Origin of the sequence: Klebsiella quasipneumoniae subsp. quasipneumoniae, from assembly GCF_020525925.1 — a bacterium.
In the GTDB taxonomy this organism is placed as follows: Bacteria; Pseudomonadota; Gammaproteobacteria; order Enterobacterales; family Enterobacteriaceae; genus Klebsiella; species Klebsiella quasipneumoniae.
This window is the reverse complement of sequence record NZ_CP084876.1, coordinates 365,037-389,111: the sequence shown is the minus strand read 5'-3', so window position 1 is coordinate 389,111 and position 24,075 is coordinate 365,037. Positions and strand designations below refer to the sequence as shown.

Below are 24,075 nucleotides of genomic sequence, written 5' to 3'. Positions count from 1 at the left end.
GATGAATTAAAAGCCATGATGAATGATTCGCTCTGCCGCATTATTGCGGGTGAACTTCAGGCCAGAGCCGAACAGGTAGAAGCTGCCGTTCGCCTGCTTGATGAAGGGAACACCGTGCCGTTTATTGCACGATATCGTAAAGAAGTCACCGGCGGTCTGGATGACACGCAGCTGCGTAATCTGGAAACCCGCCTCGGCTACCTGCGCGAACTCGAAGACCGTCGTCAGGCGATCCTCAAATCCATCGCTGAACAGGGCAAACTGACCGACGCGCTGGAAAAAGCCATCACTACCACGCTCAGCAAAACCGAACTGGAAGACCTCTACCTGCCGTACAAGCCGAAGCGCCGTACCCGCGGACAGATCGCCATCGAAGCCGGGCTGGAGCCGCTGGCTGACCTGCTGTGGAACGAACCGTCCCACGATCCGGAAACGGAAGCCGCAAAATATATTGACGCCGATAAAGGCGTGGCCGACAGCAAAGCGGCGCTGGATGGCGCGCGCTATATTCTGATGGAGCGTTTTGCCGAAGACGCCGCGCTGCTGGCGAAGGTCCGTGACTATCTGTGGAAAAACGCCCACCTGGTTTCCACCGTCGTCAGCGGCAAAGAAGAGGAAGGCGCCAAATTCCGCGACTACTTCGATCACCACGAACCGATCGCCGCCGTGCCGTCGCATCGTGCGCTGGCGATGTTCCGCGGCCGCAATGAAGGCGTCCTGCAGCTCTCTTTAAACGCCGACCCGCAGTTTGACGAGCCGCCGAAAGAGAGCCACGGCGAGCAGATTATTATCGACCACCTGGGCCTGCGCCTGAACAACGCCCCGGCGGACAGCTGGCGTAAAGGCGTCGTCAGCTGGACCTGGCGGATCAAAGTCCTGATGCACCTCGAAACCGAGCTGATGGGCACCGTGCGCGAGCGCGCCGAAGACGAAGCCATTAACGTCTTCGCCCGCAACCTGCACGACCTGCTGATGGCCGCGCCCGCCGGGCTGCGCGCCACCATGGGCCTTGACCCGGGTCTGCGCACCGGGGTGAAAGTGGCCGTGGTTGACGGTACCGGCAAACTGGTGGCGACGGATACCATTTACCCCCACACCGGCCAGGCCGCCAAAGCGGCCGTCGCCGTCGCCGCGCTGTGTGAGAAATACAACGTTGAGCTGGTGGCCATCGGCAACGGTACCGCCTCGCGTGAAACCGAGCGTTTCTTCCTCGACGTGCAGAAGCAGTTCCCGAAGGTCACCGCCCAGAAGGTGATCGTCAGCGAAGCCGGGGCTTCCGTTTACTCCGCCTCCGAGCTGGCGGCGCAGGAGTTCCCGGACCTCGACGTGTCGCTGCGCGGCGCGGTCTCCATCGCCCGCCGTCTGCAGGATCCTCTGGCCGAGCTGGTGAAAATCGACCCGAAATCCATCGGCGTCGGTCAGTATCAGCATGATGTCAGCCAGACCCAGCTGGCGCGTAAGCTGGACGCGGTGGTGGAAGACTGCGTGAACGCCGTCGGCGTTGACCTGAACACCGCCTCCGTGCCGCTGCTGACCCGCGTTGCCGGCCTGACCCGCATGATGGCGCAGAACATCGTCGCCTGGCGCGACGAGAACGGCCAGTTCCAGAACCGTCAGCAGCTGCTGAAGGTCAGCCGTCTGGGGCCGAAAGCCTTTGAACAGTGCGCCGGCTTCCTGCGTATCAACCACGGCGACAACCCGCTGGACGCCTCCACCGTTCACCCGGAAGCCTATCCGGTGGTCGAGCGCATTCTGGCCGCCACTCAGCAGGCGCTGAAAGATCTGATGGGCAACAGCAGCGAGCTACGGAACCTGAAAGCCGTCGATTTCACCGATGAGAAGTTCGGCGTACCGACCGTTACCGACATCATCAAAGAGCTGGAAAAACCGGGCCGCGACCCGCGTCCTGAGTTCAAAACCGCTCAGTTCGCCGACGGCGTGGAGACTATGAACGACCTGCTGCCGGGGATGATCCTCGAAGGCGCGGTGACCAACGTCACCAACTTCGGCGCGTTTGTTGATATCGGCGTTCACCAGGACGGCCTGGTGCATATCTCTTCCCTTTCGAACAAGTTCGTTGAAGACCCGCATACGGTGGTGAAAGCGGGCGACATCGTGAAGGTCAAGGTCATGGAAGTCGATCTGCCGCGTAAGCGTATCGCCCTGACCATGCGTCTCGACGAGCAGCCGGGCGACAGCAACGCCCGCCGCGGCGGCGGTCAGGATCGCCCGCAGGGCAATCGCCCGGCCGCGAAAGCCGCCAAACCCCGCGGTCGCGACGCGCAGCCTGCCGGCAACAGCGCGATGATGGATGCCCTCGCCGCGGCGATGGGTAAAAAACGCTAATCCCTCCCTGCCCCTTTTCAGGGGCAGTTTTCCTTTTCATTGTCACTGACCTATAGCCGCCTTTTCGCGCAAATGGCTCTCAGTTATTTCTGATAACCTGCATTTATTCCGCGCCGGGCAGATAGCGAAATTAATATTTTCATTTCGTTAACTTAAGAAACCTTAATTAAACATTAGAGCGACGAAATAATATTTCGAATATTTTCGATCACAGGCGGACTTTGCGGCATATCAATAAAAAGGTGAATTTCACTTTAAAAATGGCATAAAGCGCATCATATGTATTGATGATAAAAACCATTCTCATTATCATCGCTTGCAGAATGTTTTTTCTTTTTCGTTGGCTACGGTCCCCGGCGCAACTGCCTCCAGGCGTCCGGAAAATTCTTCTTCGGTTAGCGATAGACAAGTAGGCCCTATGCAATTCACACCTGATAGTGCGTGGAAAATTACCGGATTTTCCCGCGATATTAGCCCAGCATACCGTCAGAAATTGCTCTCCCTCGGCATGCTGCCCGGATCCTCTTTTCATGTGGTGCGCGTGGCGCCGCTCGGCGATCCTGTTCATATTGAAACCCGACGCGTCAGTCTGGTATTACGCAAAAAAGATCTCGCCTTAATCGAACTGGAAGCGGTTGCACAATAACGGCTGACCCGGCACAAGAGTTTGAAATATGAAAAAATTAACCGTTGGTTTAATTGGTAATCCTAATTCCGGCAAGACTACCCTGTTTAATCAGCTGACCGGCGCCCGCCAGCGCGTAGGCAACTGGGCCGGGGTCACCGTTGAGCGTAAAGAGGGCGTGTTCGCCACCACTGACCACCAGGTCACGCTGGTCGACCTCCCGGGAACCTACTCTCTGACCACCATCTCTTCGCAAACCTCGCTGGACGAGCAGATCGCCTGCCACTACATCCTCAGCGGCGACGCCGACATGCTGATTAACGTGGTCGACGCCTCCAACCTCGAGCGAAACCTCTATTTGACGCTGCAGCTGCTCGAGCTGGGGATCCCCTGCGTCGTGGCGCTGAACATGCTGGATATTGCCGAAAAGCAGCAGGTGCGTATCGATATCGATGCCCTCGCCGCACGCCTCGGCTGCCCGGTCATTCCGCTGGTTTCGACCCGCGGACGCGGGATCGAAGCGCTGAAGATTGCCCTCGACCGTCATCAGGCGAACAGCGATATCGAGCTGGTCCACTATCCACAGCCGCTGCTGCGCGAAGCCGACCTGCTGGCGCAGCAGATGTCAGCGCAGATCCCGGCCCGGCAGCGGCGCTGGCTCGGTCTGCAGATGCTGGAGGGCGACATCTACAGCCGGGCCTATGCCGGCGACGCCGCCGATAAACTGGATATCGCCCTGGCGAATCTCAGCGACGAGATCGACGACCCGGCTCTGCATATCGCTGACGCGCGCTATCAGACCATCGCCGCCATTTGCGACGCCGTCAGTAACACCCTGACCGCCGAGCCAAGCCGCTTCACCGCGGCGATGGACAAAGTGATCCTCAACCGCTTCCTCGGGTTGCCGATTTTTCTCTTTGTTATGTACCTGATGTTCCTGCTGGCCATCAACATCGGCGGCGCGCTGCAGCCGATTTTCGACGCCGGCTCGGTCGCGGTCTTTATTCACGGTATTCAATGGCTGGGTTACACCCTGCACTTCCCGGACTGGCTGACCGTCTTCCTCGCCCAGGGGATCGGCGGCGGTATCAACACCGTACTGCCGCTGGTGCCGCAGATCGGCATGATGTATCTGTTCCTCTCCTTCCTCGAGGACTCCGGCTACATGGCGCGCGCCGCCTTTGTCATGGACCGCCTGATGCAAGCTCTCGGCCTGCCGGGGAAATCCTTTGTCCCGTTGATTGTCGGTTTCGGTTGCAACGTGCCGTCGGTGATGGGCGCCCGCACCCTCGACGCCCCGCGCGAACGTTTGATGACCATTATGATGGCGCCGTTTATGTCCTGCGGCGCGCGGCTGGCGATCTTCGCCGTCTTCGCGGCCGCCTTCTTTGGTCAGAACGGCGCGCTGGCGGTCTTCTCGCTCTACGTGCTGGGCATTGTGATGGCCATTCTCACCGGCCTGATGCTGAAGCACACCATTATGCGCGGCGAAGCCTCGCCGTTCGTGATGGAGCTGCCGGTGTACCACGTCCCGCATATTAAGAGCCTGATTATCCAGACCTGGCAGCGCCTGAAAGGCTTTGTGCTGCGCGCCGGGAAGGTGATCGTCATTGTCAGCATCTTCCTCAGCGCGCTGAACAGCTTCTCGCTGAGCGGTAAGGTCGTCGACAACATCAACGACTCCGCGCTGGCCTCGGTGAGCCGGGTCATTACTCCGCTGTTTAAGCCGATCGGCGTGCATGAAGATAACTGGCAGGCCACCGTGGGCCTGTTTACCGGCGCAATGGCGAAGGAGGTGGTGGTCGGTACGCTGAACACCCTCTATACCGCCGAAGATATCCAAAACGAGGAGTTCAATCCGCAGACCTTCAGCCTCGGCGAGGAACTGCTGGCCGCCGTCGACGAAACATGGCAGGGACTGAAAGACACCTTCAGCCTCAGCGTCCTGGCCAACCCCATCGAAGCCAGCAAAGGCGATGGCGAAATGGCCACCGGCGCGATGGGCGTGATGGGCAGTAAATTTGGCAGCGCCGCGGCGGCTTACAGCTACCTGATCTTCGTTCTTCTCTATATCCCCTGCATCTCGGTGATGGGGGCCATCGCCCGCGAATCGAGCCGCGGCTGGATGACCTTCTCCATTCTGTGGGGACTGAATATCGCCTATTCGCTCTCGACGCTCTACTACCAGACCGTCAGCTTTAGCGACCATCCGCGCTACAGCCTGGTGTGTATCCTGGCGGTGATATTGTTCAACGTGGTGCTCTTCGGTCTGCTGCGTCGGGCGCGCAGCCGGGTTGACGTCTCGCTGCTGGCCACCCGGAAAACGCCGGCCTCCTGCTGTTCCAGCCCGGCTGGCGATTGCCACTAAGGAGAATCTGTGGCGTCGTTAATGGAAGTCCGCGATATGCTGGCCCTGCAGGGCCGCATGGAGGCGAAACAGCTCAGCGCCCGCCTGCGGACGCCTCAGCCGCTGATTGACGCCATGCTCGAACGCATGGAAGCCATGGGTAAGGTGGTACGGATCAGCGAAACCAGCGAGGGCTGTCTCTCCGGCAGCTGTAAAAGCTGTCCTGAAGGGAAAGCGGCGTGCCAGCAGGAGTGGTGGGCGCTGCGATGAAGGGAGTAAGGCCTGCCAGCGCCACGGGATAAAACGAGTGCGACAGCAGGGAAAAACGGGCCAGCAGGCCCGTTTTTATGACTGGATTATTTATACACGTCAGCGTTAGCGTGAACGGTTTTTTCGTTTTTCTGCCCGGCAATCACCACAAAGTATTTTCCACCCAGCTCATCGGCTTTTTTCGACAGATCGCGTCGGGCGTCCATCGGCGAGGTCGTCCTTGAGGTCGTGATGCTGCCGACCTTGGTCAGATTCATCTTCGCCACGTCCTCTTTTTGGATCTCTTTCGCTGCGAATGCGCCAAAAGACAGACAGCCAATCACCAGAGATGCAACCATTCCTGTAACAAGTTTCATAGCCTCTACTCTCCATTAGGTTGTTATTTTAGGTCACGGTGGCGGAATGAAATAATCAACCACCGTAACAACCTAAGTATTGCTGTGAATGGCCCTTTTACCATGGCGCGGAAAAAAAAATTACCCCAGCCGTTTTTTCAACGCCAGCAGCGGCTCGCAGAAGGCCGCGGGATGGGAAACAAACGGCGCATGCGCTGCCTTGTCAAAGAGAATGGACTCACTATCCGGCCATAGCTTATCCAGCAGCGGGACAATCTTACGCGGCACCAGCCCGTCCAGCCGACCGTACAGCCGCAGAAACGGCATCGGCAGTCCGACCAGCGCCTGACGCAGATCGACGGTTCTGAGGATCTCCAGACCGCCGTTCAGCGCCTCAGCGGAAGGCATCGGCAGCGAGAGCACCGCCTGCTTTAACGCCCTCGCGTCCTGACGGGCGCTCTCCGTTCCCATGGTTTGCAGGGCGAGGAACCGCTCGACGGTACGCTGGAAATCCTCGCTCAGCTGCTGCTGAAACCCGGCCAGCACCTCCGGCTTGATGCCCGGCCAGTCCTCATGGGCCGCGAAACAGGGGGAAGAGGCGACCGTTACCAGCGCCTGCACCCGTTGCGGGCACCTTATCGCGATCTGGCTGGCCACCAGCCCGCCCAGGCTCCAGCCCAGCCATACCGCCTGAGGCGGAGCCTGCTCCAGCACCCGCTGCGCCATCGCCTCCAGCGACATCGCCCCAAACCCGCCGCTACGGCCATAGCCCGGCAGGTCCACCAGGTGAAGGGTAAAATGCGAAGCCAGCTGCGGCGTGATGCAATCCCAGACCTGAGCGTTCAGCCCCCAACCGTGCAGCAGCACAAGATGACAATCACCTTCGCCGATTGTTTGCCACCAGATGTCGTTCATCCGTTACCGTTCTCTTTTTTACTGGACAGAAGGCCAAATATGCTAACAGCACACAGCTTATGCTGGCTATGCCAAATGCCGCTGGCGGTCGCCCGCTGGGGGATCTGCTCTCGCTGCAGCCGCGCCCTGCTCGCCTGCCCCCCGCTCTGCCCGCAATGCGGCCTGCCGTCGGCAATGTCCCGGCATCCCTGCGGCCGCTGCCTGCAAAAGCCGCCTCCCTGGCATCGGATGGTGGCGGTCAATGACTATCGTCCGCCGCTGAGCGATCTGGTGCGGCAGCTGAAGTTTCACCATCGTCCGGAACTGGGCCCCGCCCTGGCGCGCCTGCTGCTGCTGCGCCTTAAACAGCGTGACGATTTGCCGCCGGTAGACGCGCTGGTCGGCGTGCCGCTGGGGCATCGCCGCCGCTGGCGCCGGGGTTATAATCAATGCGATGAGCTGTGCCGACCGTTAGCCCGCTGGCGTGGGTGCGTCTGGCGTCGCGACGGCCTGACGCGCCAGCGAGCGGGCGCCGTGCAGCATTCGCTTAATGCCCGCCTGCGCAGGCAGAACCTGAAAAATGCCTTTCAGCTTGAATTTGCCGTGCAGGGACTCCATATCGCTCTGGTGGATGATGTCGTCACGACCGGCAGCACCGTCGCCGAGATATCCCGCCTGCTTTTGCGAAACGGCGCCGCGACGGTTCAGGTATGGTGTGTATGCCGTACCTTGTAGACCCCCGCTGATGGGCGTATTATAACCCAGTAAAATAGTCAACTATTAGGCCAACGCTATGATCCGTATTTCCGATGCTGCACAAGCGCACTTTGCCAAACTGCTGGCAAATCAGGAAGAAGGGACGCAAATTCGCGTATTTGTGATTAATCCCGGCACCCCAAACGCTGAGTGCGGCGTATCCTACTGCCCACCGGATGCGGTGGAAGACACCGACACGGCGCTGAAATTTGAACAGCTGACCGCCTATGTCGATGAGCTCAGCGCGCCCTATCTGGAAGACGCTGAAATTGATTTCGTCACCGACCAGCTTGGCTCGCAGCTGACCCTGAAAGCGCCGAACGCCAAAATGCGCAAAGTCGCTGACGATGCCCCGCTGATGGAGCGCGTCGAGTACCTGCTGCAGTCGCAGATTAACCCGCAGCTGGCCGGGCACGGCGGCCGCGTGTCGCTGATGGAGATCACCGACGACGGTCTGGCTATCCTGCAGTTCGGCGGCGGATGCAACGGCTGCTCGATGGTCGACGTGACCCTGAAAGAAGGTATTGAAAAACAGCTGCTGAACGAGTTTCCGGAGCTGAAAGGGGTTCGCGACCTGACCGAGCACCAGCGCGGCGAGCACTCCTACTACTAAGCCTTCCCTCCGGCGGCAGCCTGTCGCCGGCTCTCCTTTCTCCTTTCTGTGTTACCGCGCAACATCTCCCGCTAAACGACCGGCAAAAACCGGGGAAAGAGTATGACTTAAGTCTCATATTTAACATTTTCCCCCGCCAGGTGATTCTCAACCCTCACATGTTACCCGTATCATCCCCTTCAGGCGCCACCGGCAAAAAAATAGCCAGCTATCCTTTCTCTGGGTAAGGATAATGCAAGCGTTTACGGTGCCAGACTATTTTGCTCCCTGTCGGAGCGAATGTTGTAAAGGTTGAAACTTTGACGTTACCCATAACAAATTAAGGCCAGGTAAATCATGCCATTAATCATCGTTGCTATCGGGGTTGCCCTGTTATTGCTGTTAATGATCCGTTTCAAAATGAACGGCTTCATTGCGCTGGTTCTGGTGGCGCTCGCCGTCGGATTAATGCAGGGTATGCCGCTGGATAAAGTGATCGTCTCCATCAAGAACGGCGTCGGCGGTACCCTTGGCAGCCTCGCGCTGATCATGGGCTTCGGCGCTATGCTCGGTAAGCTGCTGGCAGACTGCGGCGGCGCTCAGCGTATCGCCACCACGCTTATCAATAAATTCGGTAAGAAGCATATTCAATGGGCCGTGGTCCTGACCGGCTTCACCGTCGGTTTCGCCCTGTTCTATGAGGTGGGCTTCGTGCTGATGCTGCCGCTGGTGTTTACCATCGCCGCCTCGGCCCGTATTCCGCTGCTGTACGTCGGCGTACCGATGGCCGCCGCGCTCTCCGTCACCCATGGCTTCCTGCCGCCGCACCCGGGTCCGACCGCGATCGCCACCATCTTCCACGCCGATATGGGTAAAACGCTGCTCTACGGCACCATTCTGGCTATCCCGACGGTTATTCTTGCCGGCCCGGTTTTCGCCCGATTCCTGAAAGGCATTGATAAGCCGATCCCGGAAGGCCTGCATAACCCGAAAGTGTTCACTGAAGAAGAGATGCCTGGCTTTGGCGTCAGCGTCTGGACCTCGCTGGTTCCGGTGATCCTGATGGCGATGCGCGCCGTTGCCGAGATGATCCTGCCGAAGGGCCACGCCTTCCTGCCGATTGCCGAGTTCTTCGGCGACCCGGTCATGGCCACCCTGATTGCGGTACTGATCGCCCTGTTCACCTTCGGTTTGAACCGCGGCCGCTCCATGGAGCAGATCAACGATACCCTGACCTCTTCGATTAAAATCATCGCCATGATGCTGTTGATCATCGGCGGCGGCGGCGCCTTCAAACAGGTGCTGGTGGATAGCGGCATGGATAAATATATCGCTTCTATCATGCACGAATCGAATATGTCTCCGCTCTTTATGGCCTGGTCCATCGCCGCGGTGCTGCGTATCGCGCTGGGTTCGGCGACCGTAGCCGCCATCACCGCAGGCGGGATCGCCGCGCCGCTGATCGCCACCACCGGCGTCAGCCCGGAGCTAATGGTTATCGCGGTCGGCTCCGGCAGCGTTATCTTCTCCCACGTGAACGATCCGGGCTTCTGGCTGTTCAAAGAGTACTTTAACCTGACCATCGGCGAGACCATCAGGTCCTGGTCGGTGCTGGAAACCATTATCTCGGTCTGCGGCCTGGTAGGCTGTCTGCTGCTGGGGATGGTGGTGTAAGGTTACTCCCGCCATAGAAAAAGGCCGGTTCGCATGATGCGGACCGGCCTTTTTTATCGGACATACTCTTCGCCGCGCTGAGGTGCGCGCGGCGGGGAGTCATCAGGAGGCGGCTTTTTTGCTCGCCGCCTTGCGCCGTTTATCCAGATCCTTAATCAGCTTATTGACCTGTTCATCGGCAAACATCTGCTCAAGGGTGACGGACAGCTTCCGGCGCCAGTTTGGGTACTCAGTGCTGGTGCCCGGAATATTGACCGGCGACGCCATCTCCAGCCAGTCTTCCGGCTGCAGGCCCAGCAGGGCGCTGTTGCTGTCGGCAATATAACGTTGCATCCCCCGGTTGAGGATCCCCGTCATGCTCATCAGGGAGGCCTTATGGCCGGCACGCTTGGGCAGACAGCCGTACTTATGCAGCGCATCCAGCAGCCCTTGCTTCGCCAGCTCACGGTCCTGGTACAGCCCGCGCAGCACCACCTCATCAGGATAGAGACCCAGCGCTTTGCCTAACGTCAGATCGCCGCTTTCCCAGTAGCCGCGGAGGGTGGGCAGGTCGTGCGTCGTCGCCACAGCCATTGATTGCTCCGGGTACAGCGCCGGCGCGCGGAACGTTTTCTCTGCATCACTCTCAAAATAGAGCACCTTATACGAATAGACGCCGCTGTTGCGTAACTTGCTGACGATCTCCACCGGTACCGTGCCCAGATCTTCGCCGATCACCATGCAGCGATGACGCTGGCTTTCCAGCGCCAGAAGCGACAGCAGATCGTCGACGGGATACTGAACGTAAGCGCCATGGTCGGCGGTTTCACCATAGGGGATCCACCACAGACGCAGCACCGACATCACGTGATCGATACGCAGCGCGCCGCAGTTCTGCATATTGGCGCGCAGCAGGTCGATAAACGGCTCATAGGCGCGAGCGGCAATAATATGCGGATCCATCGGCGGCAGGCCCCAGTTCTGGCCCAGCGGGCCCAGAATATCCGGCGGCGCGCCCACGGACGCTTTCAGACAGTACAGCTCACGGTCGCACCAGGTCTCCGACCCGCCTTCGGCGACGCCCACCGCCAGATCGCGGTAGAGGCCGATCGGCATCCCGTCGCGCTGGCTGGTTTCCCAGCAGGCGGCAAACTGGCTCCAGGCCAGCCACTGCAGCCAGAGATAGAAACTGACGTCGTCCTCATGCTCGACGCAGAAGGCTTTCACCTCCGGGCTGTCGATATCCTGAAAGGCCTTCGGCCAGGCCGGCCAGCCCCAGCGCAGCGGGTCCTGTTGAACCTGCCAGGCGTGCAGCGCATCGAAAGCGGCCTGCCAGTAGAGGCTTTCCCCTTCGCGCAGAACAAACTCGCGGAACGCCGTCATCTGTTCATCTTCACGACGGGAGAATCGTTTCCACGCCATACGCAGCGCGGTCATTTTCAGCGTGGTGACGGCGGTGTAATCCACATCATCCGTTTGCCGCGCCGCCTGCAAGGCCTGCTGGGTCGCAGCGGACTGCCACCACGCCTGCGCCTCTTCGCTACGCTGGAAATCTTCAACCGCGTTGACGTCGATGTAGATGACGTTCAGCCAGCGCCGTGAAGACGGGCTATACGGACTGGCGCTCTCCGGGTTCGCCGGATAGAGGGCATGGATCGGGTTGAGGCCAATAAACGACCCGCCGCGGCGGGCGATTTCCGGGAGCATGGCGCGCAGATCGCCAAAATCGCCGATCCCCCAGTTTTTCTCCGAACGCAGGGTATACAGCTGCACGCAGGTGCCCCACAGCTTTTTCCCCTCTTTCAGCGGCTGCGGCTCATAGCAGCGGGCCGGGGCGACGATGGTCCGGCAGTGCCAGCGCTCCCCCTCCTGGGTGAGCGTCAGGGAGTGATACCCCTCCGGCAGTCTGGCCGGCAGCGGCAGCGTCTCGCCGCCGCGGGTTTTACCCTGATACTGCTTACCGTCCTCAGTGGTCAGGATCCACTGATACTCACCGCGTCCTGCCACCGGCAGCGACATTTTTTTGCCGTGGGTGAAGATCTTCACGTTCGGCAGCGGGTTAACCGCCACTTTCGTGGCGGCGGTTGAGCGATGCATCGCATCCAGCAGACGCTGTTTGGTGACAGCCGCGATAGACTGCGGCTTGCCGTGCGCGTTGATATAGCTGGGGCTGATGCCCGCCGCCAGCGCGGCATTATCGAGGCGTTTACTCTCCATAGGCCTTCCTTTAGCGTTTCGCCTGCCAGATACGTTGCTGATAATCGCGGATCGAGCGGTCGGAGCTGAACATGCCGCAGCGCGCAGTGTTGAGGATTGTCGCGCGGGTCCAGGCCTCCTGGTCGCGATACAGCTCATCTACCCGTTTTTGCGCCGCCACGTAGGCTTCGAAATCGGCCAGCACCAGATACGGGTCGCCGCCCTGCAGCAGACTATGCAGCATCTGGTCGAAGGCATGCTTATCGCCGTTGCTATAGGTGCCGTTCTCCAGCTCCTTAAGCACTGCATCGAGCAGTTTGTCTTTTTTACGCCATTTCAGCGGATCGTAGCCTTTCGCTTTCAGGGCTTTCACTTCTTCTACCGTGTGGCCGAAGATAAAGATGTTCTCTTCACCGACCTGCTCGGCGATTTCCACGTTGGCGCCATCCAGCGTCCCGACGGTCAGCGCGCCGTTCAGCGCCAGCTTCATGTTGCCGGTGCCAGAGGCTTCTTTGCCCGCGGTGGAGATCTGCTCGGAGATATCCGCCGCCGGGATCAGTTTTTCCGCAGCCGATACACAATAGTCCGGCAGGAAGACCACTTTCAGCTTATCGCCGACTTTCGGGTCGTTGTTAATCGCTTCCGCTACCTTGTTGATGGCAAAAATAATGTTTTTCGCCAGATAGTAGCCCGGCGCCGCTTTCGCGCCGAACAGGAAGACGCGCGGAACGCGGTCGGCCTGCGGGTTTTCGCGGATCTCTTTGTACAGCGCAAGGATATGCAGCAGGTTGAGGTGCTGACGCTTGTACTCGTGCAGACGTTTGATCTGAATGTCGAAAATCGCCTGCGGGTTGATCTCAATCCCGGTACGTTGCTTCACAAACTCAGCCAGATGAACTTTGTTGGCCTGCTTGATATTGCGATAAGTCTGACGGAATGCCGCATCGTCAGCGTATTTTTCCAGATTGATCAGCTGGTCGAGGTCATTGGCCCACTCTTTTTTCAGCGTCTCATCCAGCAGCGTGGCCAGCGCCGGGTTGCACTGCTTGATCCAGCGGCGCGGCGTGATGCCGTTGGTCACGTTATGGAATTTGTTCGGCCACAGCTGGTTATATTCCGGGAACAGATCTTTCACCACCAGGTCCGAGTGCAGCGCCGCCACGCCGTTGACGGCAAAACCGCCCACCACGCACATGTTGGCCATCCGCACCTGCTTGTCATGCACCACCGCCAGTTTCGCCCAGACCTGCTTATCGCCCGGCCAGGTTTTGTCCACCAGCAGTTTAAATTTGTCGTTAATCGCGTTGATGATCTGCATATGGCGCGGCAGCAGCGCTTTCACCAGCTTCTCATCCCAGCACTCCAGCGCTTCCGGCATCAGGGTATGGTTGGTGTAAGCAAAGGTTTTGCTGGTGATCGCCCAAGCGTCGTCCCAGCTCAGCTGGTGCTCGTCGATCAGCACGCGCAGCAGTTCCGGGATGGCGATGGTCGGGTGCGTATCGTTCAGCTGGATCACTTCGTAATCCGCCAGCTCGGCCAGCTTGCGACCTGCCAGATGATGACGACGCAGGATATCGGCCACTGAGCAGGCGCACTGGAAGTACTGCTGCATCAGGCGCAGTTTTTTACCGGCCTGATGGTTGTCGTTCGGGTACAGCACCTTAGTCAGTTTTTCCGCGTCGATGCCCTGCTGCTCGGCGCGCAGGAAATCGCCGTCGTTGAATTTGGTCAGGTTAAACGGATGGGCGTGTTTGGCCTGCCACAGACGCAGCGGCTGGGCGACGTTGTTGCGATAGCCGAGCACCGGCAGATCCCAGGCTTCGCCGGTAATGACGAACGCCGGCTGCCATTCGCCGTTTTTGCTGACTTTGCCGCCGATGCCGACCTGGACATCCAGCGCCTCGTTATGGCGGAACCACGGGTAGCTGCTGCGACCCCAGTCGTCCGGGGCTTCCTTCTGCTGGCCATCGTCAAAGGATTGGCGGAACAGACCATACTGGTAATTGAGGCCGTAGCCGGTCGCCGACTGCCCCACGGTCGCCATGGAGTCGAGGAAGCAGGCTGCCAGACGGCCCAGGCCGCCGTTACCCAGCGCCGGGTCGGTCTCTTCTTCCAGCAGATCGGTGAGGTTGACGTCATAGCCTTTCAGCGCGTCGCTTACGCCCTCGTACCAGCCCAGGTTGAGCAGGTTGTTGCCGGTCAGGCGACCAATCAGAAACTCCATCGAGATGTAGTTAACGTGACGTTGTCCTTGCGCTGGTTTTGCCACCGGCTGCGCCGACAGAAGTTCCGCCAGCGCTCCGCTGACGGCGCGCCACCATTGACGCTGCGTCATCTCGGAAGCGGACTGTAAACCAAAACGCTGCCACTGACGCGTCAGTGCAGCCTGAAACTGAGCTTTGTTAAATGAAGTCTGTGACATAATGAGATCCGGGTCCTTTACTAAAACGATGGCGCTAGTGTGCCGACCTCCCGATTCATCGTCCTCATCCCGACGGGGATTAGACAGGGAGGAGTACCGGGGATGAGCGAAAAGTGTGATCCTGGCCACTATAGTGTGGGTGAGAAGGCCAAAATATGCTGTAAAAATCACCGCTGTATGACAGTCGAGATGTCACCTGTGCAGGGTAAAAATTTGTTACAGGCCACTACGCGGCAAAACGCTTCCCGCCTTTCGCCTGGTTATTAAAAAAATGAATTGCGACCTCCGGGAAAATAAGCACATTTCATCACATTAATCCGCAAAAAAGATTACTTCTAAGAAATCACTGACAATAATTTAATAAAAACAAACAACTACTCCCGATATAAAATAAATCTCTCCCCGCTCCGCCAGCTGCCGGCTAAAAACCGCTGAGGACGAGTCCTGCCTGCGATTTTTACCCATTCGCAACCAATGTCGAAATTTGTGACATAGAGCAAATTCAAGAGCATAAACTTCGGACATAACTTGCAATAAATTTCATAATCACCGACCTTATTAGATATTAATTACGAAGCGCAAAAAAAATCGCAACCTCTCTCTTGCACAGCGAAATGTAGAACTATGTTGATTCCGTCCAAATTAAGTCGTCCGGTTCGCCTTGAACACACCGTGGTTCGAGAGCGTTTACTGGCGAAACTTTCCGGCGCGAACAATTATCGTCTCGTGCTGATCACCAGTCCTGCCGGGTACGGTAAAACAACGCTCATTTCTCAGTGGGCCGCAGGTAAAAACGATCTTGGGTGGTTTTCGCTGGACGAAGGCGACAACCAGCAGGAGCGTTTTGCCAGCTATCTGATCGCGGCGATCCAGCAGGCCACCGGCAACCACTGCGCGGCCAGTGAAGCGATGGTGCAAAAGCGCCAGTACGCCAGCCTCTCCTCTCTTTTTGCGCAGCTGTTTATTGAACTCGCCGACTGGCAGCGCCCGCTGTACCTCGTCATTGATGATTATCATCTGATCAATAATCCGGTGATCCATGACGCGATGCGCTTTTTCCTGCGCCATCAGCCGGAGAATATGACCCTCGTGGTCCTGTCGCGGAACCTGCCGCAGCTGGGCATTGCCAACCTGCGCGTCCGCGATCAGCTGCTGGAGATTGGCAGCCAGCAGCTGGCCTTTACCCACCAGGAAGCGAAACAATTTTTCGACTGTCGTCTGACGTCGCCTATCGAAGCCGACGACAGCAGTCGGCTGTGCGACGACGTCGCCGGGTGGGCCACCGCGCTGCAGCTCATCGCCCTCTCCGCCCGCCAGAATAACTCCTCCGCCCAACACTCCGCCCGTCGCCTCGCCGGGATTAACGCCAGCCATCTGTCGGATTATCTGGTGGATGAAGTGCTGGATAACGTCGACGCCCGCACGCGCAACTTTTTGCTGAAGAGCTCTCTGCTGCGCTCAATGAACGATGCGTTAATCGTGCGCGTCACCGGCGAAGAGAATGGCCAGATGCAGCTGGAGGAGATCGAACGTCAGGGGCTGTTCCTGCAGCGGATGGATGATTCCGGCGAATGGTTCCGCTATCACCCGCTGTTTGGCAGTTTCCTGCGCCAGCGCTGTCAGTGGGAGCTGGCGGTTGAACTGCCGGAGATCCACCGCGCCGCGGCGGAGAGCTGGATGGCGCAAGGCTTCCCCAGCGAGGCCATCCATCATGCGCTGGCGGCCGGCGATGCCAAAATGCTGCGCGATATCTTGCTCAATCACGCCTGGGGCATGTTCAACCATAGCGAACTGGGTCTGCTGGAGCAGTCGCTGTCGGCGCTGCCCTGGTCAAATCTGCTGGAAAATCCGCGCCTGATCCTGCTGCAGGCCTGGCTGATGCAGAGCCAGCATCGCTACAGCGAAGTCAACACCCTGCTGGCGCGCGCCGAGCAGGAGATGAGCGTCGAAATGGATACCGCGATGCATGGCGACTTCAACGCCCTGCGCGCGCAGGTGGCGATTAACGACGGCGACCAGGACGAAGCGGAACGTCTGTCGATGGTGGCGCTGGAAGAGCTGCCGCTGGCCAACTATTACAGCCGCATCGTCGCCACCTCAGTACATGGCGAAGTCCTCCACTGTAAGGGGAAACTGACCAAATCTCTCGCCGTGATGCAGCAGACCGAACAGATGGCCCGCCGTCACGACGTCTGGCATTACGCCCTGTGGAGCATCATTCAGCAAAGCGAAATTCTGTTCGCCCAGGGCTTCCTGCAGGCCGCCTGGGAGAGCCAGGAGAAAGCCTTCCAGCTGGTACGCGAACAGCATCTTGAGCAGCTGCCGATGCATGAGTTCCTGCTGCGCATCCGCTCTCAGCTGCTGTGGGCATGGGCGCGCCTCGACGAGGCTGAAGCCTGCGCCCGCCAGGGGATGGAGGTTCTCTCAACCTATCAACCGCAGCAGCAGCTGCAGTGCCTGGCGCTGATGGTGCAATGCTCGCTGGCGCGCGGCGATCTGGATAATGCCCGTAGCCACCTGAACCGGCTGGAAAATCTGCTCGGTAACGGTCACTACCACAGCGACTGGGTCTCCAACGCCGACAAGGTGCGGGTGATCTACTGGCAGATGACCGGCGATAAAACCGCGGCGGCCAACTGGCTGCGCCAGACGCCGAAGCCGGAATTCGCCAATAACCACTTCCTGCAGAGCCAGTGGCGCAATATTGCCCGCGCGCAGATCCTGCTGGGCGATTTCGAACCGGCGGAAATGGTGCTGGAAGAGCTGAACGAAAATGCGCGTTCACTGCGTTTGATGAGCGATCTCAACCGCAACCTGCTGCTGCTCAACCAGCTGTACTGGCAGGCAGGACGCAAGAGCGAAGCGCAGAAAGCCCTGCTGGAAGCCCTGACGCTCGCCAACCGCACCGGCTTTATCAACCACTTTGTGATTGAAGGCGAGGCGATGGCCCAGCAGCTGCGCCAGCTGATCCAGCTGAACACCCTGCCGGAGCTGGAGCAGCATCGCGCCCAGCGTATTCTGCGCGACATCAACCAGCATCATCGCCACAAATTCGCCCACTTTGACGAAGGGTTCGTCGAGCGGCTGCTGAATCACCCCGAGGTGCCGGAGCTTATCCGCACCAGCCCGCTGACCCAGCGCGAATGGCAGGTGCTTGGCTTAATCTATTCCGGCTACAGCAACGAGCAGATTGCCGGCGAGCTTGACGTGGCGGCCACCACCATCAAGACCCATATTCGCAACCTGTATCAGAAACTGGGCGTCGCCCACCGTCAGGACGCGGTGCAGCATGCCCAGCAGTTGCTTAAGATGATGGGATACGGCGTCTGACGACGCCGTTGTCGCTTAGCACAGCTCGAGCTGGAGGTTGTTATCGGTGATGACCTTGAGCACGCCCGCCGGGGGCAGCACATCGGTATAGACCGCATCGACCATGCTGATGCTGCCCATGTTGACCATCGCGTTGCGGCCAAACTTGGTATGATCCACCACCAGCATCACGTGGCGTGAATTCTCAATAATCGCGCGCTTGGTGCGCACTTCATGATAATCAAACTCCAGCAGCGAGCCATCGCTGTCGACGCCGCTGATGCCGAGAATGCCGAAGTCGAGACGGAACTGCGAGATAAAGTCGAGGGTGGCTTCCCCGATGATCCCGCCATCGCGGCTGCGCAGTTCGCCGCCGGCGAGAATAATGCGGAAGTCCTCTTTCACCATCAGCGTGTTGGCGACGTTCAGGTTATTGGTCACAATCCGCAAATCGTTGTGATCGAGCAGGGCGTGCGCCACCGCTTCCGGCGTGGTGCCGATATCGATAAACAGCGTCGCCCCGTCCGGGATCTCGCTGGCCACCCGCCGGGCGATACGCTCTTTCTCCGCCGTCTGGGTCGCTTTGCGATCGTGCCAGGAGGTGTTCACCGAGCTGGAGGGCAGCGCCGCGCCGCCGTGATGACGGAGGATCATTTTCTGTTCGGCTAAATCGTTCAGGTCGCGGCGGATGGTCTGCGGGCTGACCGCGAACTGCTCAACCAGCTCTTCCGTGCTGACGTAACCCTGTTTTTTTACCAGCTCGATAATGGCGTCATGACGTTGTGTTTGTTTCATGAAATATCCCTGGAAAAATGTCGCCTACCCGACCCCTGTCGGTAAGTCTTTATGCGCGTTTTCGCCCATGCAAGGTATCGACAAACGCCATCGCCAGGCCGGTCGCCAGACCAGCCACGTGCGCGCCGTTGGCGATCGCCATGCCGAAAACGTCAAACCAGCCAGCAATTAACCACACTAAAGAGAAGAGTATCAACCCGCGCTGCAGATAAATACCGCTCTGCGGATCGCGCTCGCCCCGCAGCCAGACATAGCCCATCAGCGCGTAAACCACGCCCGACAGCCCGCCAAACCACGGGCCGCTAAACTGGTGCTGCACAAAGCCGCTCAACAGGGCGCTGATGACGGTGATCACCACCAGCTTGCCGCTGCCGATGCGCTTTTCCACCGCGCCGCCGAGATACCACCACCATAGCAGGTTGAAGAGAATATGCATCAGCGAGAAATGCATGAAAGCATGGCTGAAATAGCGCCAGGCTTCGAACTGCAGCGAAGGATCGTAGGGCCAGGCCAGCCAAATCATCACCGGCTGATCGCCCAGCAGATTTTGCAGGATGAACACCGCGATGCAGATCAGCAGAATCGCCCAGGTGAACGGGCCGGCGTTATGCCGCAGCGTGGCAAAGAAAGGAAAGCGCTGATAGCGCAACCCGCTGTTGGTCTGACCGGACTGCCAGCTCGCCGCCAGATAGCGCGGGTCCGCCGGGTTTTCGAGAAAACGCGCCAGCTCAGCCCTGACGCGTCCGGCCTGACTCTCATCAGCCAGCCAGACGTCGCTCTGGGTGTGCTGCTGGATAGTCAGGATAATCCCCTGCGTCGCCATATAATCGACAAACGCCTGGGCCACGCGCGGGTTGGCAAAAGAGGTAATCATTAACATGCAGCGAATCGCTTATTCCACACAAAGGGAGATAGTATACCTGCCAGTCGTTAAAACGTCCCGTGCGCCACTTCCGCCGGGAAATGGCGATGCCAGGCGTCGAACCCGCCGTCAACGCTGTAGACCTTATCAAACCCCTGCTGCAGCAGATACTGCGCGGCGCCCTTGCTGCTGTTGCCGTGATAGCACATCACCATCACCGCCGTGTCAAAGTCGTTGTCACGCATAAACGCGCCCAGGGTATCGTTGGTCAGATGAAACGCGCCCGGCGTATGGCCCATCGCATAGCTTTGCGGATCGCGGATATCGACCAAAACCGCCGTCTGCTGATGCAGTTTCTGGTGCGCTTCTTCAACGTTGATACATTCAAACTGTTCCATGGTTCTCTTCTCTTTCTCGTCATGACGGGCAGTGGCCGGCCCAATTTTACCCTGTAGTGTACCGTCAGGCGGTAAAGAAACGCCAATATGTTACACCCATCACTCCAAAATGTTTTTTTGATGTTACCAAAAGCGCGTTTGTTTGCTATAGTGAGCGATATCGAGCATTTGTGAGCTTAAACGAAAGTGTGAGAGGGTAAGAACGTGGAAACCAAAGATCTGATTGTGATAGGCGGAGGCATCAACGGTGCCGGTATCGCGGCAGATGCCGCCGGGCGTGGTTTATCCGTACTGATGCTGGAAGCGCGCGATCTCGCCTGCGCCACCTCCAGCGCCAGTTCCAAACTGATCCACGGCGGGCTACGCTACCTCGAACACTATGAGTTCCGCCTGGTCAGCGAAGCGCTGGCCGAACGCGAAGTGCTGTTAAAAATGGCCCCGCATATCGCCTTCCCGATGCGCTTTCGTCTCCCGCATCGCCCGCATCTGCGTCCGGCATGGATGATCCGCATCGGCTTGTTTATGTACGATCATCTGGGCAAACGCACCAGTCTGCCGGGATCCACCGGCTTGCGTTTTGGCGCAGAATCGGTACTTAAGCCGGAAATTGTGCGCGGTTTCGAATATTCCGACTGCTGGGTCGACGATGCCCGCCTGGTGCTGGCCAACGCGCAGATGGTCGTCCGCAAAGGCGGCGAGGTGCGGACCCGCACTCGCGCCATCTCGGCAAAACGGGAGAACGGCCTGTGGGTGGTGGAAGCGGAAGATATCGATAGCGGCGAGAAGTTTACCTGGAAGGCGCGCGGTCTGGTCAATGCCACCGGTCCATGGGTCAAACAGTTCTTCGACGAAGGGATGCATCTCCGCTCGCCTTACGGTATCCGCCTGATCAAGGGCAGCCACATCGTGGTGCCGCGGGTGCATACCCAGAAGCAGGCCTACATTCTGCAAAACGAAGATAAACGTATTGTGTTTGTTATCCCGTGGATGGATGAGTTCTCCATCATCGGCACGACGGACGTCGAGTATAAGGGCGATCCGAAAGCGGTGGCCATTGATGATAAAGAGATTAATTACCTGCTGAACGTCTATAACGCGCACTTTAAAAAGACCCTCAGCCGGGACGATATCGTCTGGACCTACTCCGGCGTCCGTCCGCTGTGCGACGACGAGTCGGATTCACCGCAGGCGATCACCCGCGACTACACGCTGGATATTCACGATGAGAACGGCCAGGCGCCGCTGCTCTCCGTCTTCGGCGGGAAGCTGACCACCTATCGCAAACTGGCCGAGCATGCGCTGGAAAAACTGACCCCCTATTACAAAGGGATCGGCCCGGCATGGACCAAAACCGCGGTGCTCCCAGGCGGCGATATCGGCGGCGACCGCGACGACTACGCGGCAAAACTGCGCCGTCGCTTCCCGTTCATCAGGGAATCACTGGCCCGCCATTATGCCCGCACCTACGGGAGCAACAGCGAGTGGATCCTCAAGGAAGCCAGCGCCCTGAGCGATCTGGGGGAAGATTTCGGCCATGAGTTTTATGAAGCCGAGCTGAAGTATCTGGTTGAGCATGAATGGGTGCGCAGCCTGGATGACGCCATCTGGCGTCGAACCAAACAGGGCATGTGGCTGAATGGCGAGCAGCAGGCGCGCATCAGCGAATGGCTGGCGCAGCATGCGGGAAAGTCTGAGCTGTCGTTAGCGTCTTAACGCGCCCGGCTGCGCGGGCCTGGGGAAACGCCTGAGGCCGGATCCAACCGCAATAACAAAACAACGGGGCCAAATGGCCCCGTTGTGTTGCGTTGACTGGCTTAGAGCCTTACCGGGTCGATATGCCAGATGTATTTCGCGTACTCCTGGATCGTCCGGTCGGAAGAGAAGTAGCCCATATTGGCAATATTCAGCATCGCCTTGTAGGCCCACTCTTCCGGATGTTGATACAGCTCGTCGACGCGATCCTGGCAGTCCACATAGCTACGATAGTCCGCCAGCACCTGGTAGTGGTCGCCAAAGTTAATCAGCGAATCCAGCAGGTCGCGGTAGCGCCCCGGTTCCGCCGGGCTGAAAACGCCGGTACCGATCTGCGTCAGCGCCTGGTGAAGCTCTTCATCCTGCTCGTAATATTCGCGAGGTTTATAGCCGCTGCGACGCAGCTCCTCCACCTCTTCCGCGGTGTTGCCGAAGATAAAGATATTCTCTTCGCCCACGTGCTCCTGCATCTCCACGTTCGCCCCGTCGAGGGTGCCGATCGTCAGCGCGCCGTTAAGGGCAAACTTCATATTACTGGTGCCGGAGGCTTCCGTGCCTGCGAGCGAGATCTGTTCCGACAGATCTGCCGCCGGAATGATCAGCTGCGCCAGGCTGACGCTGTAGTTGGGGATAAAAACGACCTTCAGCTTGTCGCCAATCTGCGGATCGTTATTGATCACCGCCGCCACATCGTTGATCAGGTGAATAATATGCTTGGCCATGTAGTAGGCTGAAGCCGCCTTACCGGCGAAAATGTTCACCCGCGGCACCCACTCCGCCTGCGGATCGGCTTTGATCCGGTTATAGCGGGTAATGACGTGCAGCACATTCATCAGCTGGCGTTTGTACTCGTGAATGCGTTTGATCTGCACATCAAACAGCGCCTTCGGATTCACCACCACATTAAGCTGCTGCGCAATATAGCTGGCCAGCCGCTGTTTGTTTTCCAGTTTAGCCTGACGCACTGCCTGATTGACCGTCGGATAGTCGATATGCTGCTTCAGCTCGTCAAGCTGGCTCAGATCGGTCCGCCAGGTGCGGCCGATATGCTCATCCAGCACTTTCGACAGCGGCGGGTTGGCCAGCGCCAGCCAGCGGCGCGGCGTGACGCCGTTGGTCACGTTGATAAAGCGCATCGGGAAAATTTTGGCGAATTCGGCAAACAGCGACTCCACCATCAATCGGGAATGTAGCTCCGACACCCCATTGACCTTGTGGCTGACCACCACCGCCAGCCAGGCCATCCGCACGCGACGGCCGTTTGACTCGTCGATAATCGAGGTCCGGCTGAGCAGCGCGGTATCGTTGGGATACTGCTCCTGCAGGGTCTTGAGGAAGTAGTCGTTAATCTCAAAGATAATCTGCAGATGGCGCGGGAGAATTTTGCCCAGCATATCCACCGGCCAGGTCTCGAGCGCTTCGCTCATCAGGGTATGGTTGGTATAGGAGAAGACCTGACAGGTCACCTCGAACGCCTCGTCCCAGCTGAATTTATGCTCGTCGATAAGCAGGCGCATCAGCTCCGGTATCGACAGCACCGGGTGGGTGTCATTCAGGTGGATGGCTATCTTGTCCGCCAGGTTGTCATAGGTCTTATGCAACAGATAGTGGCGGTTCAGAATATCCTGCACCGTGGCCGAGACGAGGAAATACTCCTGGCGCAGGCGCAGCTCGCGGCCGGAGTAGGTCGAGTCGTCCGGATAGAGGACGCGGGAGACGTTTTCGGAGTGGTTCTTATCCTCTACCGCGGCGAAGTAGTCGCCCTGGTTAAACTTACCGAGGTTAATTTCGCTACTGGCCTGCGCGCTCCACAGACGCAGCGTGTTGGTGGCGTCGGTGTCAAAGCCGGGGATAATCTGATCGTAGGCTTCGGCAATGATCTCTTCCGTCTCTATCCAGCGGGTTTTCTTCCCCTCCTGCTGAATGCGGCCGCCGAAGCGCACTTTATAGCGGGTGTTGTGGCGCTCAAACTCCCACGGGTTACCGTACTCCAGCCAGTAGTCAGGGGACTCTTTTTGCCGGCCATCGACGATATTCTGTTTAAACATCCCGTAGTCGTAGCGGATCCCGTAGCCACGTCCCGGCAGCCCCAGCGCCGCCAGGGAGTCAAGGAAGCAGGCCGCCAGGCGGCCCAGACCGCCGTTGCCAAGCCCCGGGTCGTTCTCTTCATCGATCAGCTCTTCGAGATCGAGCCCCATCTCCGCCAGCGCGCTGCTCACATCGTCATAGATGCCGAGCGACAACAGGGCATTCGAGAGGGTACGGCCGATCAGGAACTCCATCGACAGATAGTATACCTGGCGCACTTCCTGCGAGAGCTGCGCGCGGTTGGAGCGCAGCCAGCGCTCCACCATGCGATCGCGAACGGCAAACAGCGTGGCGTTAAGCCATTCATGCTTGTTGGCGATGGCCGGATCTTTACCGATGATAAACATCAGCTTATAGGCAATAGAATGTTTTAACGCCTCAACGCTCAGCGTCGGTGATGCATAGCTAAAGGGTACATTCATAACAATGACTCCA

General features: G+C 58.6%; 17 protein-coding genes. 9 read left to right on the top strand and 8 right to left on the bottom strand.

Going from position 1 to position 24,075, the window contains the following annotated elements; genetic code table 11:
• Positions 1 to 15 precede the first annotated feature (15 nt).
• The 4 genes from LGM20_RS01775 to feoC all read left to right on the top strand — a co-directional run bounded on the left by LGM20_RS01775 (position 16) and on the right by feoC (position 5,588).
• Positions 16 to 2,346 carry a Tex family protein gene (locus LGM20_RS01775; protein WP_044524967.1) on the top strand — a complete coding sequence of 777 codons (2,331 nt, stop codon included), beginning with the start codon at positions 16 to 18 and terminating at the stop codon, positions 2,344 to 2,346.
• Between the two features lie 418 nt (positions 2,347 to 2,764).
• On the top strand, positions 2,765 to 2,992 hold the full coding sequence (gene feoA, locus LGM20_RS01770) for a ferrous iron transporter A (protein WP_002920506.1): 228 nt from the start codon (positions 2,765 to 2,767) through the stop codon (positions 2,990 to 2,992).
• Between the two features lie 28 nt (positions 2,993 to 3,020).
• Positions 3,021 to 5,339: a Fe(2+) transporter permease subunit FeoB gene (gene feoB / locus LGM20_RS01765; protein ID WP_032454235.1), complete on the top strand. Its 2,319-nt coding sequence runs from the start codon at positions 3,021 to 3,023 to the stop codon at positions 5,337 to 5,339.
• Positions 5,340 to 5,348: 9 nt separating this feature from the next.
• Positions 5,349 to 5,588 (top strand): [Fe-S]-dependent transcriptional repressor FeoC, encoded by a 240-nt coding sequence (gene feoC / locus LGM20_RS01760; RefSeq protein ID WP_004202151.1) that lies wholly within the window; start codon positions 5,349 to 5,351, stop codon positions 5,586 to 5,588.
• Between the two features lie 86 nt (positions 5,589 to 5,674).
• On the opposite strand, the gene LGM20_RS01755 is transcribed toward feoC, so the two are convergent.
• Entirely contained in the window at positions 5,675 to 5,944 is a 270-nt protein-coding gene (locus tag LGM20_RS01755) for a YdgH/BhsA/McbA-like domain containing protein (RefSeq protein ID WP_004202149.1), read from the bottom strand.
• 120 nt (positions 5,945 to 6,064) lie between these two features.
• Positions 6,065 to 6,838 (bottom strand): pimeloyl-ACP methyl ester esterase BioH, encoded by a 774-nt coding sequence (bioH, locus tag LGM20_RS01750; protein ID WP_023291206.1) that lies wholly within the window; start codon positions 6,836 to 6,838, stop codon positions 6,065 to 6,067.
• Between the two features lie 39 nt (positions 6,839 to 6,877).
• Here bioH and gntX point away from each other — a divergent pair, with 39 nt between their 5' ends.
• The 3 genes from gntX (at position 6,878) to gntT (ending at position 9,839) form a co-directional block, all read left to right on the top strand.
• The gene (gene gntX, locus LGM20_RS01745; RefSeq protein ID WP_023291207.1) at positions 6,878 to 7,552 is read left to right on the top strand and encodes a DNA utilization protein GntX; all 675 of its coding nucleotides are present in this window, start codon (positions 6,878 to 6,880) and stop codon (positions 7,550 to 7,552) included.
• 58 nt (positions 7,553 to 7,610) lie between these two features.
• Positions 7,611 to 8,186, top strand: a complete 576-nt coding sequence (gene nfuA / locus LGM20_RS01740) for a Fe-S biogenesis protein NfuA (protein ID WP_004202143.1) — start codon at positions 7,611 to 7,613, stop codon at positions 8,184 to 8,186.
• 336 nt (positions 8,187 to 8,522) lie between these two features.
• Positions 8,523 to 9,839 carry a gluconate transporter gene (gntT, locus tag LGM20_RS01735; protein ID WP_008806999.1) on the top strand — a complete coding sequence of 439 codons (1,317 nt, stop codon included), beginning with the start codon at positions 8,523 to 8,525 and terminating at the stop codon, positions 9,837 to 9,839.
• Between the two features lie 102 nt (positions 9,840 to 9,941).
• Here the strand turns inward: gntT and malQ are convergent, their stop codons facing one another.
• Together malQ and malP are read right to left on the bottom strand one after the other, a co-directional pair.
• Positions 9,942 to 12,035, bottom strand: a complete 2,094-nt coding sequence (gene malQ, locus LGM20_RS01730) for a 4-alpha-glucanotransferase (RefSeq protein WP_023291208.1) — start codon at positions 12,033 to 12,035, stop codon at positions 9,942 to 9,944.
• Positions 12,036 to 12,045: 10 nt separating this feature from the next.
• A complete protein-coding gene (malP, locus tag LGM20_RS01725) occupies positions 12,046 to 14,436 on the bottom strand; it encodes a maltodextrin phosphorylase (RefSeq protein WP_044524968.1) in 2,391 nt (796 codons plus the stop codon).
• A 624-nt stretch (positions 14,437 to 15,060) separates the two neighbouring features.
• Here malP and malT point away from each other — a divergent pair.
• Positions 15,061 to 17,766, top strand: a complete 2,706-nt coding sequence (gene malT, locus LGM20_RS01720) for an HTH-type transcriptional regulator MalT (RefSeq protein WP_004202139.1) — start codon at positions 15,061 to 15,063, stop codon at positions 17,764 to 17,766.
• Between the two features lie 15 nt (positions 17,767 to 17,781).
• On the opposite strand, the gene LGM20_RS01715 is transcribed toward malT, so the two are convergent.
• Genes LGM20_RS01715 through glpE form a run of 3 tightly spaced genes read right to left on the bottom strand, consistent with a single transcriptional unit; the run spans position 17,782 to position 19,800 of the window.
• A complete protein-coding gene (locus LGM20_RS01715) occupies positions 17,782 to 18,540 on the bottom strand; it encodes a DeoR/GlpR family transcriptional regulator (RefSeq protein WP_002920548.1) in 759 nt (252 codons plus the stop codon).
• Between the two features lie 49 nt (positions 18,541 to 18,589).
• Positions 18,590 to 19,420, bottom strand: a complete 831-nt coding sequence (gene glpG / locus LGM20_RS01710) for a rhomboid family intramembrane serine protease GlpG (protein ID WP_004151408.1) — start codon at positions 19,418 to 19,420, stop codon at positions 18,590 to 18,592.
• A gap of 50 nt (positions 19,421 to 19,470) precedes the next feature.
• Entirely contained in the window at positions 19,471 to 19,800 is a 330-nt protein-coding gene (gene glpE / locus LGM20_RS01705; RefSeq protein WP_023291211.1) for a thiosulfate sulfurtransferase GlpE, read from the bottom strand.
• Between the two features lie 204 nt (positions 19,801 to 20,004).
• Here glpE and glpD point away from each other — a divergent pair, with 204 nt between their 5' ends.
• Positions 20,005 to 21,513, top strand: a complete 1,509-nt coding sequence (glpD, locus tag LGM20_RS01700) for a glycerol-3-phosphate dehydrogenase (protein WP_044524969.1) — start codon at positions 20,005 to 20,007, stop codon at positions 21,511 to 21,513.
• A 101-nt stretch (positions 21,514 to 21,614) separates the two neighbouring features.
• On the opposite strand, the gene glgP is transcribed toward glpD, so the two are convergent.
• Positions 21,615 to 24,062, bottom strand: coding sequence for a glycogen phosphorylase (gene glgP, locus LGM20_RS01695; RefSeq protein ID WP_023291212.1), 2,448 nt, complete (start codon positions 24,060 to 24,062; stop codon positions 21,615 to 21,617).
• Positions 24,063 to 24,075 lie beyond the last annotated feature (13 nt).